At 71.3% G+C, this 14,669-nt stretch carries 14 protein-coding genes; 7 read left to right on the top strand and 7 right to left on the bottom strand.

Annotated elements, in window-relative coordinates; genetic code table 11:
* Nucleotides 1-74: 74 nt before the first annotated feature.
* Genes ACZ51I_RS18210 through ACZ51I_RS18200 form a run of 3 tightly spaced genes read right to left on the bottom strand, consistent with a single transcriptional unit; the run spans nt 75 to nt 4,099 of the window.
* Nucleotides 75-1,244 (bottom strand): ABC transporter ATP-binding protein, encoded by a 1,170-nt coding sequence (locus tag ACZ51I_RS18210; protein WP_468876715.1) that lies wholly within the window; start codon nt 1,242-1,244, stop codon nt 75-77.
* 43 nt (nt 1,245-1,287) lie between these two features.
* A complete protein-coding gene (locus ACZ51I_RS18205) occupies nt 1,288-2,535 on the bottom strand; it encodes an ABC transporter substrate-binding protein (RefSeq protein WP_468876713.1) in 1,248 nt (415 codons plus the stop codon).
* A gap of 49 nt (nt 2,536-2,584) precedes the next feature.
* Nucleotides 2,585-4,099, bottom strand: coding sequence for a gamma-aminobutyraldehyde dehydrogenase (locus ACZ51I_RS18200; RefSeq protein ID WP_468876711.1), 1,515 nt, complete (start codon nt 4,097-4,099; stop codon nt 2,585-2,587).
* Nucleotides 4,100-4,274: 175 nt separating this feature from the next.
* Between ACZ51I_RS18200 and ACZ51I_RS18195 the strand changes: the two genes are divergently transcribed.
* Nucleotides 4,275-4,823 (top strand): NADAR family protein, encoded by a 549-nt coding sequence (locus tag ACZ51I_RS18195; RefSeq protein WP_468876709.1) that lies wholly within the window; start codon nt 4,275-4,277, stop codon nt 4,821-4,823.
* A gap of 45 nt (nt 4,824-4,868) precedes the next feature.
* Here the strand turns inward: ACZ51I_RS18195 and ACZ51I_RS18190 are convergent, their stop codons facing one another.
* Nucleotides 4,869-5,549, bottom strand: a complete 681-nt coding sequence (locus ACZ51I_RS18190) for a DUF4190 domain-containing protein (protein WP_468876707.1) — start codon at nt 5,547-5,549, stop codon at nt 4,869-4,871.
* 75 nt (nt 5,550-5,624) lie between these two features.
* Here ACZ51I_RS18190 and ACZ51I_RS18185 point away from each other — a divergent pair, with 75 nt between their 5' ends.
* The 6 genes from ACZ51I_RS18185 to ACZ51I_RS18160 all read left to right on the top strand — a co-directional run bounded on the left by ACZ51I_RS18185 (nt 5,625) and on the right by ACZ51I_RS18160 (nt 11,256).
* A complete protein-coding gene (locus ACZ51I_RS18185) occupies nt 5,625-6,656 on the top strand; it encodes an adenosine deaminase (RefSeq protein WP_468876705.1) in 1,032 nt (343 codons plus the stop codon).
* A gap of 19 nt (nt 6,657-6,675) precedes the next feature.
* Nucleotides 6,676-7,365, top strand: a complete 690-nt coding sequence (locus ACZ51I_RS18180) for a glycerophosphodiester phosphodiesterase (protein WP_468876704.1) — start codon at nt 6,676-6,678, stop codon at nt 7,363-7,365.
* Nucleotides 7,362-8,141, top strand: a complete 780-nt coding sequence (locus ACZ51I_RS18175; RefSeq protein WP_468876702.1) for an SAM-dependent methyltransferase — start codon at nt 7,362-7,364, stop codon at nt 8,139-8,141. Before ACZ51I_RS18180 ends, ACZ51I_RS18175 begins: the two co-directional genes overlap by 4 nt.
* Complete coding sequence (locus ACZ51I_RS18170; RefSeq protein WP_468876700.1) at nt 8,141-9,289, top strand: sensor histidine kinase; 1,149 nt, start codon at nt 8,141-8,143, stop codon at nt 9,287-9,289. Before ACZ51I_RS18175 ends, ACZ51I_RS18170 begins: the two co-directional genes overlap by 1 nt.
* Nucleotides 9,286-9,990: a response regulator gene (locus ACZ51I_RS18165; RefSeq protein ID WP_468876698.1), complete on the top strand. Its 705-nt coding sequence runs from the start codon at nt 9,286-9,288 to the stop codon at nt 9,988-9,990. The genes ACZ51I_RS18170 and ACZ51I_RS18165 overlap by 4 nt, the downstream gene beginning before the upstream one ends.
* A gap of 96 nt (nt 9,991-10,086) precedes the next feature.
* A complete protein-coding gene (locus ACZ51I_RS18160) occupies nt 10,087-11,256 on the top strand; it encodes a serine hydrolase domain-containing protein (RefSeq protein ID WP_468876696.1) in 1,170 nt (389 codons plus the stop codon).
* Here ACZ51I_RS18160 and ACZ51I_RS18155 read toward each other — a convergent pair.
* From ACZ51I_RS18155 to ACZ51I_RS18145, 3 genes are all read right to left on the bottom strand, one after another.
* Nucleotides 11,222-11,758: a hypothetical protein gene (locus tag ACZ51I_RS18155; RefSeq protein ID WP_468876694.1), complete on the bottom strand. Its 537-nt coding sequence runs from the start codon at nt 11,756-11,758 to the stop codon at nt 11,222-11,224. The two genes, ACZ51I_RS18160 and ACZ51I_RS18155, sit on opposite strands and share 35 nt — an antisense overlap.
* Before the next feature lie 75 nt (nt 11,759-11,833).
* Complete coding sequence (locus tag ACZ51I_RS18150; protein ID WP_468876692.1) at nt 11,834-12,997, bottom strand: ABC transporter substrate-binding protein; 1,164 nt, start codon at nt 12,995-12,997, stop codon at nt 11,834-11,836.
* A gap of 145 nt (nt 12,998-13,142) precedes the next feature.
* Nucleotides 13,143-14,579 (bottom strand): gamma-aminobutyraldehyde dehydrogenase, encoded by a 1,437-nt coding sequence (locus ACZ51I_RS18145; RefSeq protein ID WP_468876690.1) that lies wholly within the window; start codon nt 14,577-14,579, stop codon nt 13,143-13,145.
* Between the last annotated feature and the right edge of the window lie 90 nt (nt 14,580-14,669).

Below are 14,669 nucleotides of genomic sequence, written 5' to 3'. Positions count from 1 at the left end.
CGCTTCTCCGCCCGCGAGGCGCGGAGGTGCGGACATCGTCGTCGGCTGCGGGCCGGTGGCCTCGCGTGCGTCGCTCACAGGGAGTCCTCCACCGTCTCGACACCCGCGTCGATGTCCTGCGTCGCGTCGAGGCCGAAGGTGTGGGCCGGGTTCCAGTGCAGGACGACCTCCGCCCCCGGGAGGAGTCCCGCACGCCTGTCGACGTTCTGCTCGTACACCTGGAGCTCCGCGCCCGCCGGCGAGTTCACCACGTACTGGGTGGAGACGCCTATGAACGAGGAGTCGACGATCCGGCCGGTCACCCGGTTGCGGCCGTCGGCGATCGAACCCGCGTCGTCGGCGTGCGCGAGCGAGATCTTCTCGGGGCGGACGCCCACGAGCACCTTGCCGCCCTGGCGGACGGCGGGGGTACAGCGGTCGCCCGGGACGCGGAGCCTGCCGCCGCCGGCCGTGACGAGCACCTCGGAGCCGGTCTCCAGGACCTCGGCCTCGATCAGGTTCGAGGTGCCGAGGAAGTTGGCGACGAAGGTGGTCTGCGGGTTCTCGTAGAGGTCGGCGGGGTCGCCGAGCTGCTCGACCCGGCCGGCGTTCATCACCGCGACCTGGTCGGCCATCGTCATGGCCTCCTCCTGGTCGTGGGTGACGTGCACGAAGGTGATGCCGACCTCGGTCTGGATCCGCTTGAGCTCCAGCTGCATCTGGCGGCGCAGCTTGAGGTCGAGGGCGCCGAGCGGCTCGTCGAGGAGCAGCACCTGCGGGTGGTTGATGAGCGCGCGGGCCACGGCGACGCGCTGCTGCTGGCCACCGGAGAGCTGGTGCGGCTTGTGCCGGGCCTTGTCGCCGAGCTGGACGAGCTCCAGCATGTCGTCGACCTGCTTCTTCACCGACTTGATGCCGCGGCGGCGCAGGCCGAAGGCGATGTTCTCGGAGATGTCCATGTGCGGGAAGAGCGCGTAGGACTGGAAGACGGTGTTGACCGGCCGCTTGTACGGCGGGAGGTCGGTGACGTCCTTGTCGCCGAGGAAGACGCTGCCCGTGCTCGGGTCCTCCAGGCCGGCGATCATCCGCAGCGTGGTGGTCTTGCCGCAGCCGGAGGCGCCGAGCAGGGCGAAGAAGGAGCCCTGCGGGACGGTGAGGTCGAGCGGGTGGACGGCGGTGAACGAGCCGTACGTCTTGCTGATCCCGGTGAGACGGACGTCGCCGCCGCCCGTGTTCTTTCCAGTGTGAGCAGTCTTGTCAGTCATGGGTTGCTGTCCCAGGGAGTGAGAGTGGTGGACGAGGCCGGACTCAGGCGCCGATGAGCTTGGCGAACTTCTCCTCGTACGCCGTCTCCTCGGCGCTGCTGAGCGAGCGGAAGGCGTGGGACTTCCGGGCCATGGCCTTGTCCGGGAGGATCAGCGTGTTGTTCGCGAGCTCGGGGTCGATCTTGGCGAGTTCGTCCTTCACCCCGTCGACGGGGCAGACGTAGTTGATGTACGCGGCGAGCTGGGCGGCGACGGGAAGCTCGTAGTAGTAGTCGATGAGCTTCTCGGCGTTCGTCTTGTGCCGGGCCTGCGCGGGGACGAGCAGGTTGTCGCTGGAGGTGATGTAACCGGCGGACGGGATGGAGTACTTGATGTCCGGGTTGTCCGCCTGGAGCTGGATGATGTCACCGGCCCAGGCGAGGCAGGCCGCGATGTCGCCCTTGTCCAGGTCGGAGGTGTAGTCGTTGCCGGTGAAACGGCGGATCTGCTTCTTGTCGACGCCCTTCTGGAGGCGCCCGATCGCCGCGTCGTAGTCGGCGTCGGTGAAGTTCCCCGGGTCCTTGCCCATGTCGAGGAGGGTCATGCCGACGGAGTCGCGCATCTCGGTGAGGAAGCCGACGCGGCCCTTGAGCGAGGGGTCGTCGAGGAGCTGGGTGACCGAGTCGACCTTCTTGCCGCCGGTCGCCTTGGCGTTGTACGCGATGACGGTGGAGATGCCCGTCCACGGGTACGAGTAGGACCGGCCCGGGTCCCAGTCGGGGCTGCGGAACTGGGCGGACAGGTTCGCGTACGCGTGGGGGAGGTTGGCCGGGTCGAGCTTCTGCGCCCAGCCGAGCCGGATGATGCGGGAGGCGAGCCAGTCGGTGACGCAGATCAGGTCGCGGCCGGTGTCCTGGCCGGCCGCGAGCTGCGGCTTGATCTTGCCGAAGAACTCGACGTTGTCGTTGATGTCCTCGGTGTACTTGACCTTGATCCCGGTGCGTTCGGTGAACGCCTCCAGGGTCGGGCGGGACTTCTCGTCCTCGCTGACGTCCATGTACTCGGTCCAGTTGGAGAAGGCGAGGGTCTTCTCCTTGGCCGAGACGTCGGTGGACGCGGGGCCCTGGCCCTCCCGCTTGGCCGGCGGGATGCCACAGGCGCTCAGGCCGGCGAGACCGCCGACCGTGAGCGCGCCGACGCCGCCCGCGCGCAGCATCGAACGGCGGCTGAGGGCGCCCCGGCCGCTCGTCATGCTGCGCCGTATCGCCGCCAGCTGCGCGGCGGACAGGCTGTCGGGCTCGTACTGCTCCATGCGCTGTGCCCTTTCGGGAGGGGTGGGCCGCTGGTCGGGCGGCGGGTTGCTATCGGTCCCCGAAGATCGTGCGGTGCCAGTCCTTGGCCGCCACCGCGGTGTTGTCGAACATCACGTGCTTGACCTGCGTGTACTCCTCGAAGGAGTACGCCGACATGTCCTTTCCGTAACCGGAGGCCTTGGTGCCGCCGTGGGGCATCTCGCTGATGATCGGGATGTGGTCGTTGACCCACACGCATCCCGCCTTGATCTCCCGCGTGGCACGGTTGGCCCGGTAGACGTCTCGGCTCCACGCGGAGGCGGCGAGGCCGTAGGGCGTGTCGTTGGCGAGCCGGATGCCCTCGTCGTCACTGTCGAAGGGCAGGGCCACCAGGACCGGACCGAAGATCTCCGACTGCACGACCTCGCTGTCCTGCGCGGCGCCGGTGATCAGGGTGGGTCGGTAGTATGCGCCCTTCGCGAGCTCGCCACCAGGGGCTTCGCCGCCGGTGACGACGGTGGCGTAGCCGCGGGCGCGCTCGACGAAGCCGGCGACGCTGTCGCGGTGGCGGTGGCTGACGAGCGGCCCGAGGTCGGTGTCCGGCGCGAAGGGGTCGCCGACGCGGACGGTCTCCATGAGCTCGGCGACCCGGGCGGTGAAGGCGTCGAAGAGCGGGCGCTGGACGTGCGCGCGCGTGGCGGCGGTGCAGTCCTGGCCGCTGTTGATGAGGGAGGCGGCGACGGCGCCGTGGGCGGCGGCCTCCAGGTCCGCGTCGTCGAAGACGAGGAAGGGCGCCTTGCCGCCGAGTTCGAGGTGGAGCCGCTTCACGGTGGCGGTGGCGACCTCGGCGACCCGCTTGCCGACCGGGGTGGAGCCGGTGAAGGAGGTCATGACGACGTCGGGGTGGCCGACGAGGTGCTCGCCGACGACCCGCCCGGAGCCGCTGACGATGTTGATCACCCCGTCGGGGATGCCGGCCTCCTTCGCCGCCTGCGCGAACATCAGCGAGGTCAGGGGGGTCAGCTCGGCCGGCTTGAGGACGATCGTGTTGCCGGCGGCGATCGCCGGGAGGATCTTCCAGGCGGCCATCTGGAGGGGGTAGTTCCAGGGCGCGATGGAGCCGACGACGCCGATCGGCTCGCGCCGGATGTACGAGGTGTGGTCGCCGCTGTACTCGGCGGCCGACTGGCCCTGGAGGTGGCGGGCAGCCCCCGCGAAGAACGCGGCGTTGTCGATGGTGCCCGGCACGTCGAACTCGGTGGTGAGCTTGAGCGGCTTGCCGCACTGGAGCGACTCCACCCGGGCGATGTCCTCGGCCCGGTCGGCGAGGACGCCCGCGAGGCGGTGCAGGGCGTCGGAGCGCTCGCCCGGGGTGGCCCCCGCCCAGCCGGGGAAGGCGGCCTTGGCGGCGGCGACGGCCTCGTCGACGTCGGCGGTGGAGGCGAGCGCGTAGGTGAGCACGCTCTCGCCCGTCGCCGGGTCGATCACGCTGTGTTCCTGTCCCGAGGTTCCGGCGCGGAGCCTTCCGCCGATGTACTGCGCGCCGTCCGCGAAGCGGTCCGTCACCTGGAAGCGGTTGCTCATGACGCTCTCCGTTGTTCCAGCTCGAATTGAGTGCCGATCCTGACATGGGGACACCGGTCCAACAAGTGATTCCGTTGTTGCCTTTTGGTTACGCGACGGAATCGGTCGACCATGTGTCGAGGCGCCCGGAATATCTCCGTACGGAGTGTCCGTGGCGGATGCCAGACTCGCATGCATGACCAAGATCGAAGAGCTGACGCAGCAGGTCACCAGGGGTGACCGGGTGAAGTGGCTGCACTTCTGGGGGCACCGCCCGCACCCCGACGGGCGCCTGTCGGCGAGCTGTCTCAGCCAGTGGTGGCCGGCGCCGTTCACGGTCGACGGCGTGCTCTACGCGACCGCCGAGCACTGGATGATGGCGGCCAAGGCCCGCCTCTTCCGGGACGCGGACGCCGAGCGGGCCGCGCTGACCGCCCGTACGCCTGCGGAGGCCAAGAAGGCGGGCCGGCTGGTGCGGGGCTTCGACGACGCGGTCTGGGAGCGGGAGCGCTTCGGGATCGTCGTGGAGGGCAGCGTCCACAAGTTCTCCTCGGACGAGGCCCTGCGCGCCTACCTCCTGGGCACGGGCGAGCGCGTACTGGTGGAGGCCAGCCCGCTGGACCGCGTCTGGGGCATCGGGCTCGCCGCGGACGACCCCGCCGCCCACGACCCGGCCCGCTGGCGCGGGCTCAACCTGCTGGGCTTCGCCCTGATGGAGGCGCGGGAGCGGCTGCGCGCCGCCTGACATGCCGAGGGCCCCGCACCGGTCGGTGCGGGGCCCCGGCGAAGGTCAGCGGCCGTCCCGCTCGATCTGCAGGACCGAGCCGAACGGGTCGTCGGAGGAGTCCTCGAAGGACGAGGATTCCTGCGAGATCGCCCAGATGATGAACCCCAGGAAGACCGCGCTCACCAGCGTGCCGATCGAGCCGAGGACGATGCCCGCGATCGCCATGCCCCGGTTCGTCGCCTCGCCCCGGCCGACCTTCTTCAGGCCGATGATGCCGAAGATCAGGGCCAGGATGCCGAGGATCACGCCCAGGCCGTACATGCAGAAACCCGCGACCGCGATGATGCCGAGCACCATCGCCGTCGTGCCCATGCCGTTGGACGGGGCCTGCTGCCAGCCCGGCTGGCCGTACCCCGATCCGTACCCGCCGGGGTAGCCGTACCCCGGTGCGGCCGGGGACGCCGGCGGGGTCGTGGCCGCCGGGTAGCCGTAGCCGCCGGAGCCGGCCGCCGGGTAGCCGTATCCGGGCGTGGCCGCCGGGCCGCCGGGCGCGACCGGAGGCGGCGGGACGTCCCCGGCCGGGGCTCCCGGCGCCGCCGGGAAGGACGTCATGGTCGGCTGGTCGTGCACCGGCGAGGGCGACGGCGTCGCCGGCTTGCTCAGTTCCACCCCGTCGCGGTTCGGCGGAGCCCACGGGTCCGTCGGGTCGTACCCGCCCCGCGCCTGGTCTCGATTGTCGGACATGAGCCTCCCCCATCGTGGTCACGCCATGTTACGACCTCACCCCTGCGGGGGAACCGCCCGGCCTACGATGATCCGATGACCGATCTCCACCCCTTCATCGCGGGCCTCCCCAAAGCCGAGCTGCACGTCCACCACGTCGGCTCGGCCTCGCCCCGGATCGTCGCCGAGCTCGCGGCCCGGCACCCCGACTCCAAGGTCCCCACGGACCCGGAGGCACTCGCCGACTACTTCACGTTCACGGACTTCGCGCACTTCATCGACGTCTACCTGTCGGTCGTCGATCTCGTCCGCACCCCCGAGGACGTCCGGCTGCTGACCTTCGAGATCGCCCGGGACATGGCCCGGCAGAACATCCGCTACGCCGAACTCACCATCACCCCGTACTCCTCCACCCGCCGCGGCATCGACGAGCGCGCCTTCATGGCGGCGATCGAGGACGCCCGCAAGGCCGCCGAGGCCGAGTTCGGCACGATCCTGCGCTGGTGCTTCGACATCCCCGGCGAGGCCGGCCTCGTCTCCGCCGAGGAGACCGCGCGGCTCGCCACCACCGACGGGCTGCGCCCGGAGGGCCTGGTCTCCTTCGGTCTCGGCGGCCCGGAGATCGGTGTGCCGCGCCCGCAGTTCAAGCCGTACTTCGACCTGGCCCGCGCGGCCGGTCTGCACTCCGTCCCGCACGCGGGCGAGACGACCGGCCCGGAGACCGTCTGGGACGCGATCCGCGAGCTGGGCGCCGAGCGCGTCGGCCACGGCACCAGCTCCGTCCAGGACCCCCAGCTCCTGGCGTACCTGGCCGAGCACCGCATCGCCCTGGAGGTCTGCCCCACCTCGAACATCGCGACCCGGGCCGTGGCGACCCTCGACGAGCACCCGATCGGGCAGATGGTCGACGCGGGTGTCCTGGTCACGATCAACAGCGACGACCCGCCGATGTTCGGCACGGACCTCAACAACGAGTACGCCGTCGCCGCCCGTCTTCTCGGCCTCGACGAGCGCGGTCTCGCCGCTCTCGCCAAGAACGCGGTGGAGGCCTCGTTCCTGGACGCCGCCGGCAAGGCCAGGATCGCCACCGAGATCGACACTTACACGAACGAGTGGCTGGCGCGCTGACCACGACGAGAATGGGGCCATGCGCTCCGTCACTGTCGTAGGCCATCGCGGCGACCCGTACCGCGTCCGTGAGAACACGCTCCGCTCGATCGCCTCGGCGATCGAGCGGGGGGCGGACGCGGTCGAGATCGACGTCCGCGTGACGAAGGACGACGTGCCGGTCCTCCTCCACGACGACACCCTGAAGCGGCTGTGGGGCCACGACCGGCCCCTCGCGGAGCTCTCGTACGAGCAGCTGCGCGAGCTCACCCGGGGCGGGGTGCCGACGCTCCGCGAGGCGCTGCTCACCGCCGGGGACCACCGGCTGATGCTGGACCTGCCGGGCGGGAACGAGGACTCGGTCCGCCGGATCGTCGGCACGGTCCGCGAGTGCGGGGCCGGGGAGCGCGTCTACTACTGCGCGGGCGCCGTCGCCATGCTCCAGGTCCGGGCCGCCGACCCGGCCGCCGAGATCGCCCTGACCTGGACCTCGCTCGCCCCGGTCCGGCCGGTGCTGCTCGACGCCGTACGGCCGCGGTGGCTTAACTACCGCTTCGGCCTGGTCAGTCGGGCGCTGTCCGAGCGGGTCCACCGGGACGGGCTGCTCGTCTCGGCCTGGACGGCGGACACCACCCGCACCATGCGTAAGCTGATCTTGAACGGCGTCGACGCGATCACCACCAACCGTGTCGACGCACTCGCCGCCGTCCTGCGAAAGGCTCGCGCATGAACGACCGGATCCGGACCGACATCGCCCACAACGCGCGCGTGTGGAACTACTGGCTGGGCGGCAAGGACAACTATCCGGTGGACCGGGCGGTCGGCGACCAGGTCACCGGCTTCTACCCGAGCATCGGCGAGGTGGCCCGCGCGGACCGGGCGTTCCTCGGGCGGGCGGTGACCCATCTGGCCGCCGAGGCGGGCATCCGCCAGTTCCTGGACATCGGGACGGGCCTGCCGACCGCCGACAACACCCACGAGGTGGCGCAGCGGGTCGCGCCCGACGCCCGGATCGTCTACGTCGACAACGACCCGATCGTCCTCACGCACGCCCGCGCGCTCCTGACGAGCTCGCCGGAGGGCGTCACCGAGTACGTCGACGCCGACGCCCACGACCCGGAGCGGATCCTCGCGGCGGCCGCAGGCACCCTCGACCTCTCCCGCCCGGTCGCGGTGATGATGCTCGGCATCCTCAACTTCGTCCTGGACACCGGAAAGGCCCGGTCGGTCGTACGGACCCTGATGGCCGCCATGCCCTCCGGCAGCCACCTGGTGCTGACCCATCCGACCCTGGATCCGGAGCTCGGCGGCGAGGGCAACGAGGCCGCGATGGCCTTCTGGAACGAGAACGCGACCCCGCCGATCACCGCTCGCAGCCGGGAGGAGTTCGCCTCCTTCCTGGACGGCCTCGACCTCCTGGAGCCGGGCATCGTCTCCTGCGCGCGCTGGCGCTCGGAGGAGGGCGAGGTGGTGGCGCAGTTCGGCGCGGTGGGCCGCAAGCCGTAATGGGCATACGGGGGGACGTACGGAACGGCTGGGAGCGGGCGCGGACCTGGGGTGCGGCGAACCCGTGGGCCGTGGACATCGGGATCGCGCTGCTCGTGCAGGCGGCGATGACGATGCCGTTCGTGGTGCCGCGCGGGCCCGAACTCGAACCGGCGACCTGGCCCGCGTACGGGCTGACGACGCTGACCGTGGTGCCGCTGGTCTGGCGACGGCGCGCGCCGCTCGCCGTGCTGCTCGCGATCCTGGCCGCGAGCACGCTGTACGAGCTGGCCGTGGACGGGCCGGGGCAGCCGCTGCCGTACACCGGGCTGGTCAGCGTCTACACGATCGCGGCGCTCTCGCCGGCGTGGAAGCGGTTCGCGACGGCGGGGCTCCTGGTGGTGGCGGTGCCGGCCTCGGTGTGGCTCAACACCCGGTCGGCGCGTGAACTCACTTTCTCCCTCTTCGTGTTCGGCGCCGCCTATGTCTTCGGGCGGCTCACGGACGCCCGGCAGCGGGCCCAGCGGGTGGAGGCGGAGCGGGCGGCCGCGCGGGAACGGGCCCGGATCGCCCGGGAGATGCACGACATCCTGTCGCACGCGGTGAGCCTGATGGTCGTGCAGGCGGAGGCGGGCCCGGTCGCGGTGCGGGCGGCGCCGGAGCGCGCGGAGGCGGCTTTCGAGGCGATCTCGGAGACGGGCCGGGAGGCGATGGTCCAGCTGCGGCGGATGCTGGGGCTGCTGCGCGAGGGCGGTGAGACGGCTGCCCCGCGGGAGCCGCAGCCAGGCCTCGCGGACCTCCCGCTGCTCCTGGAGCGGGTGCGGGCCGGCGGTCTGGCCGTCGGGTACGCGACGGAGGGCGGGGTGCGGGCGCTGCCCGCGGCGACCGGCGCGAGCGTCTACCGGATCGTGCAGGAGGCGCTGACGAACGTGGTGAAGCACGCGCGGGCCCGTACGGTCGACGTCCGGCTCGCCCACGCGGACGGCGTCCTGCGGGTCACGGTGACCGACGACGGGCGCGGCCCGCAGGGCGGTCCGGGCGGGCACGGTCTGGTGGGCATCGGGGAGCGGGCCGCCGCGCACGGCGGGACGGCGGAGACGGGCCCGGGCCCGGGCGGCCGGGGGTTCGAGGTGCGGGTCCTGATGCCCGTGACGGAGGGGACGAGATGACGATCCGGGTGGTGGTCGCGGACGACCAGGAGCTGGTCCGCAGCGGTTTCGCGATGATCCTGGACGCGCAGCCGGACATCGAGGTGGTGGCGGAGGCGGGGGACGGGGCGGAGGCCGTGGAGGCGGTGCGCCGGCTCGCGCCGGACGTCGCGCTGCTCGACATCCGGATGCCCCGGACGGACGGCATCGAGGCCTGCCGGGCGATCAGCGCGGAGTCCGGCTGCCGGACGGTGATGCTGACGACCTTCGACACCGACGCGTACGTGTACGAGGCGCTGCACGCGGGCGCGAGCGGTTTCCTCCTCAAAGACGTGCGCCGGGACGACCTGGTGCACGCGGTACGGGTGGTGGCGGCGGGCGACTCGCTGCTCGCGCCGTCCGTGGCGCGGCGGCTCGTGGAGCAGTACACGGCGGGCGGCCCGCGCAGGACCGGCCCCCGGCTCGACGTCCTCACCGGCCGGGAGCGCGAGACCCTGCTGCTGCTCGCCCGTGGCCTGTCGAACGCGGAGATCGCGGCGGAGCTCGTGGTCAGCGACCACACGGTGAAGACGCACGTGGGGAACGTGCTGGCCAAGCTGGGGCTGCGGGACCGCATCCAGGCGGTGATCTGCGCGTACGAGACGGGCCTGGTCACGGCGGGCTCTCCCCCGCCCGGGGGAGGCGCGGGGCCCGGCCTCTCCCCCGCGCCGGGGAGAAACTGACCCGCCGAAGACCGCCGGTGCGGGCGATCCGCCGGTCGCCGCTGGTCAGCAGGATGGAGCCATCGAGAACAACGGCTCACACCACCGGAGTTGACCATGAGGAAGCCCTCCCGCACCCTGCTCGCCGCCGCCCTGGTCCTGGGCGTCGCGGCCGGCCCCGCGCTCACGCCCGCCTTCGCCGCCACGCCCGGGGCGGTGGCCCGGACGGTGACGTCGAGCCCGGACCTGAGCGCGGTGATCGCCGGTCTCCCCCGCGCCGACGCGACGGCGGCGCTCGTCAGGGTCGGCGGCAGCGAGGGTTCCTGGCAGGGCAGTGCGGGCGTGCACGACCTGGAGACGCACGCCCCGGCGGACCCCGCCGCCCGTTTCCGCGCCGGTTCGGTGACGAAGGTGTTCACGGCGGCGACCGTCCTCCAGCTCGCCGCCGAGGGCCGGATCGATCTGGACCGGCCGGCCCGCGCGTACCTCCCGGACCTCATCCCCGGCCGCTACGCCCGGGTGACCGTGCGTCAGCTCCTGAACCACACCCACGGCATCCCGGCCGCCGACCTCCCCGGCGAGACGGTCGAGGAGTGGTACGAGAACCGCTTCGTCGTGCACACGCCGGAGGAGCTGGTCCGTTCGGCGACGGCGAAGCCGCGCGAGTTCCGGCCGGGCACGAAGCAGCACTACCTGAACATCGGGTACACGATCGCGGGCCTGATCGTGGAGCGGGTCACGGGCGACTCCTACGAGCACCAGGTGGAGCGGCGGATCCTGCGGCCGCTGGGGCTGCGGGACACGTACTTCCCGCGCGGGGCGGCCGAGATCACCGGCCCGTACAACCACGGCTACCAGACGATGCGGCTCGACGACGGCACGACGGGGCTGCGGGACGTCTCGGTGTGGGGGACGACGGACGCCTGGGCGGCCGGGGACCTCGTCTCGGCCACCGCGGACCTGGAGCGCTTCACCCGGGTCCTGTTCGCGGGCGGTGTGGTGCGCGGTCCGCTCCTGGAGGAGATGTTCACGCTTCCGAAGGTCCCCGACCTCACGTCCGGCGACCCGGCGGCGTACTCCGCCGGTCTGTCGATGAAGCGGCTCGGCGGCCGGGAGGTGTGGGGGAAGACCGGAGGCCGCTGGGGCTACAACGCGGCCATCGCGTCGACCCGCCACGGGGAGCGGACCCTCGTCTACAGCGTCAACTCGACCGACGCCAAGGGCCAGGACATGAACCGCACCGCTCTCGGGATCATGCTGGCGACGTACGGGACGCCGTCGGAGTGAGCGCCTCCAGGCGCTTGATCATCCGGCGCACGTGGAGGAGCGGCAGGATGCCGATGACGCCGAACGACATGTCGATGACCGACCACCAGAAGGGGATGCCCCGGATCGGCCCGCAGATCAGGGCGAGGGGGAGGATGCCGACGCAGGCGATCATGCCGAATTCGACGACCCAAATGTTGCGGACGGGGTCGCGGTACGCGCCGTGGAAGGCGACCGCGATGACGAGGTGGGCGAAGGCGAGCCAGTCGGTGCCGTAGAGCAGGTACGGGGCCTGCTCGTCGGCGGCGGCGACGCCCTCCCGTACCCGGTGGATCCACTCGGCGAGGCCGGGGAAGAGGTCGGCGACGGGTGAGGCCCAGCCGGCCAACGAGGTGTCGAGGAGCCGGAGTTCGGTGACGAGCGGGAAGGCGGTGGCCCCGCTCAGGACCAGACAGACGACGAAGACGATCAGCCAGACGCGGATGCGCGTGAGAAGGGCTCTCGGCCCGTTCGTGTCGCTCATGGGGACAGCGTACGCCCCTCTTGAACGCGTTCAGAAACCAGGGGGGAGGGTTTTTGAGCGCGTTCAAGAGGGGGCTCACAGTCCGACCATCGCGTTCCACCGCTTCGCGAACTCCTGGCGTTCCCCGGTGGTGATGTCCCGGGCGATGGCGAGCCGGCCACGCATGTCGGCGTCCGGGAAGATCAGCGGGTCCTCGGCGAGCGCCACGAGCTCCTCGTCGCCGGAGTCCGCGAGGACGTCCCGCGCGGCCGGGACGGGGCAGACGTAGTTGACCCAGGCGGCGAGTTCGGCGGCGACCTCGGGCTCGTAGTAGTAGTCGACGAGCTTCTCGGCGTTGGACCTGTGCTGGGCGAGGTTGGGGACCATCAGGGACTCCGCCCACAGTTCGGCGCCCTCCTCGGGGACGACGAACTCGATGTCCGGGTTGTCGGCCTGGAGCTGGATGACGTCGCCGGAGTACGCCTGGCAGGCGAGGACGTCGCCGGTGGACAGGTCCTTGATGTAGTCGTTCCCGGTGAAGCGCCGGATGTGCCTGGCCCGGACGAGTCCCTCGATCCGCTCGCACAGGGCGTGGAAGTCGTCGCCGGTCCACCGGGTCACGTCGACGCCTTCGCCCAGCATGAGCAGGGCGAAGGCCTCGTCGAGCCCGGAGAGCAGGGTGACCTTGCCGCGCAGGTCGTCGGACCACAGCTCCTGGGTGGAGCGCAGTTCGCGGCCGAGCTTCCTCCGGTTGTACGCGATGCCGGTGATGCCGGACTGCCAGGGCACGCTGTGGAGCCGGCCGGGGTCGAAGGCGGGCCCGGAGAGCTGGGGGTCGAGGTGCTTCGCGACGTTCGGCTGGGCGGCGCGGTCCATCTCCTGGACCCAGCCGAGGCGGACGAAGCGGGCGGCCATCCAGTCGCTGACGACGATCAGATCGCGTCCGGTCTCCTGGTGGTTCATCAGGGACGGGCTGATCTTGCCGAAGAACTCGTCGTTGTCGTTGATCTCCTCGGTGTAGCGGACGGAGATCCCGGTCCGCTTCCGGAAGGCGTCCAGGGTCGGCCGCCGGGACGCGTCGGCGTCGTCGGTGTCGATGTACAGCGGCCAGTTGGCGAAGTCGAGCGTACGGTCGCGCGCCGAGAGGTCCCGGCCGGCCCGGTCGCCCTCCTCCACGTACGCGGCGGGGACCCCGCACCCGGCGAGCAGGCTCGCGGCCCCCGCACCGCCGATGCCGCGGATCAGGGACCGGCGGGACATGTGTTTCCTGGCTGTCGCTCTCACATGGGCAGCATCCCGGCCGGCCGCGACCTGCGGCAATGGACGGTCCGTCGAGCGACGGCGCGCGGCCCCGACACCCTGTCGATCAAGGTGTCGGGGCCGCGCGGTGGTTCCGGGGCGGGGATCAGCCCAGGGAGGTCATCACGTGCTTGATGCGCGTGTAGTCCTCGAAGCCGTAGGCGGAGAGGTCCTTGCCGTAGCCGGACTTCTTGTAACCGCCGTGCGGCATCTCGGCGACGAGCGGGATGTGGGTGTTGATCCACACGCAGCCGAAGTCGAGGGCCTTGGACATGCGCATCGCGCGCGCGTGGTCCTTGGTCCAGACGGAGGAGGCGAGGGCGTACTCGACGCCGTTCGCGAACTCAAGGGCCTGGGCCTCGTCCGTGAAGGACTGGACGGTGATGACCGGGCCGAAGACCTCGTTCTGGACGATCTCGTCGTCCTGGTTGAGGCCCGAGACGACGGTGGGGGCGTAGAAGTAGCCCTTGTCTCCGACGCGGTGACCGCCGGCCTCGACCTTGGCGTGGGCCGGGAGGCGCTCGATGAAGCCGGTGACCTGCTTCAGCTGGTTGGCGTTGTTGAGCGGGCCGTACAGCACGTCCTCGTCGTCCGGCTGACCCGTCTTCGTCTCGGCGGCGGCCTTGGCGAGGGCGGCGACGAACTCGTCGTGGATCGACTCGTGCACGAGGACCCGGGTCGCGGCCGTACAGTCCTGGCCGGCGTTGAAGAAGCCGGCGACGGAGATGTCCTCGACGGCCCTGTCGATGTCGGTGTCCTCGAAGACGACGACCGGGGCCTTGCCGCCCAGCTCCAGGTGGACGCGCTTGACGTCCTTGGCCGCCGACTCGGCGACCTGCATGCCGGCGCGGACCGAGCCGGTGATGGAGGCCATCGCCGGGGTCGGGTGCTCGACCATCGCCTTGCCGGTCTCGCGGTCTCCGCAGACGACGTTGAAGACGCCCTTGGGGACGATCTGCCCGATGATCTCGGCCATCAGGACGGTCGACGCGGGGGTCGTGTCCGAGGGCTTGAGGACGACGGTGTTGCCCGCGGCGAGGGCCGGGGCGAACTTCCACACGGCCATCATCATCGGGTAGTTCCACGGCGCGACCTGGGCGCAGACGCCGACGGGCTCGCGGCGGACGATGGAGGTCATGCCCTCCATGTACTCGCCGGCCGAGCGGCCTTCGAGCATCCGGGCGGCGCCGGCGAAGAAGCGGATCTGGTCCACCATCGGCGGGATCTCTTCGCTGGCGGTGAGGGCGACCGGCTTGCCGGTGTTCTCGACCTCGGCCGCGATCAGCTCCTCGGCGCGCTCCTCGAACGCGTCCGCGATCTTGAGGAGCACCTTCTGGCGCTCGGCAGGCGTGCTGTCACGCCAGGCGGGGAAAGCCGTCGCGGCGGCCTCCATGGCGGCGTCGACGTCGGCCTGCCCGGAGAGCGGGGAGGTCGCGTACACCTCGCCGGTGGCCGGATTGACCACGTCGATGGTGCGGCCGTCGGCCGCGTCGCGGAACTCCCCGTTGATGTAGTTACGCAGCCGGCGCAGCTCGGTGGTCACTTGCCACCCCTCCTGTCACGTTCTGTCTTCGCACGTCCTTGTGCGGGGTCCCGATGGGCGAGACACCTCAGGGTAGTCGCTCCACTGACG

The organism is Streptomyces sp. NPDC034084 (assembly GCF_055575535.1).
The sequence above is the reverse complement of the archived record's forward strand: the minus strand, read 5'-3'. Positions and strand labels throughout refer to the sequence as shown.

What these genes read in the sequence shown, in the direction of transcription:
- ACZ51I_RS18155 (WP_468876694.1), bottom strand. Translation starts at nt 11,758, where the DNA reads ATGAGCGACACGAACGGGCCGAGAGCCCTTCTCACGCGCATCCGCGTC.
- ACZ51I_RS18200 (WP_468876711.1), bottom strand. Translation starts at nt 4,099, where the DNA reads ATGAGCAACCGCTTCCAGGTGACGGACCGCTTCGCGGACGGCGCGCAG.
- ACZ51I_RS18205 (WP_468876713.1), bottom strand. Translation starts at nt 2,535, where the DNA reads ATGGAGCAGTACGAGCCCGACAGCCTGTCCGCCGCGCAGCTGGCGGCG.
- ACZ51I_RS18195 (WP_468876709.1), top strand. Translation starts at nt 4,275, where the DNA reads ATGACCAAGATCGAAGAGCTGACGCAGCAGGTCACCAGGGGTGACCGG.
- ACZ51I_RS18185 (WP_468876705.1), top strand. Translation starts at nt 5,625, where the DNA reads ATGACCGATCTCCACCCCTTCATCGCGGGCCTCCCCAAAGCCGAGCTG.
- ACZ51I_RS18190 (WP_468876707.1), bottom strand. Translation starts at nt 5,549, where the DNA reads ATGTCCGACAATCGAGACCAGGCGCGGGGCGGGTACGACCCGACGGAC.
- ACZ51I_RS18175 (WP_468876702.1), top strand. Translation starts at nt 7,362, where the DNA reads ATGAACGACCGGATCCGGACCGACATCGCCCACAACGCGCGCGTGTGG.
- ACZ51I_RS18170 (WP_468876700.1), top strand. Translation starts at nt 8,141, where the DNA reads ATGGGCATACGGGGGGACGTACGGAACGGCTGGGAGCGGGCGCGGACC.
- ACZ51I_RS18160 (WP_468876696.1), top strand. Translation starts at nt 10,087, where the DNA reads ATGAGGAAGCCCTCCCGCACCCTGCTCGCCGCCGCCCTGGTCCTGGGC.
- ACZ51I_RS18210 (WP_468876715.1), bottom strand. Translation starts at nt 1,244, where the DNA reads ATGACTGACAAGACTGCTCACACTGGAAAGAACACGGGCGGCGGCGAC.
- ACZ51I_RS18180 (WP_468876704.1), top strand. Translation starts at nt 6,676, where the DNA reads ATGCGCTCCGTCACTGTCGTAGGCCATCGCGGCGACCCGTACCGCGTC.
- ACZ51I_RS18165 (WP_468876698.1), top strand. Translation starts at nt 9,286, where the DNA reads ATGACGATCCGGGTGGTGGTCGCGGACGACCAGGAGCTGGTCCGCAGC.
- ACZ51I_RS18150 (WP_468876692.1), bottom strand. Translation starts at nt 12,997, where the DNA reads ATGTCCCGCCGGTCCCTGATCCGCGGCATCGGCGGTGCGGGGGCCGCG.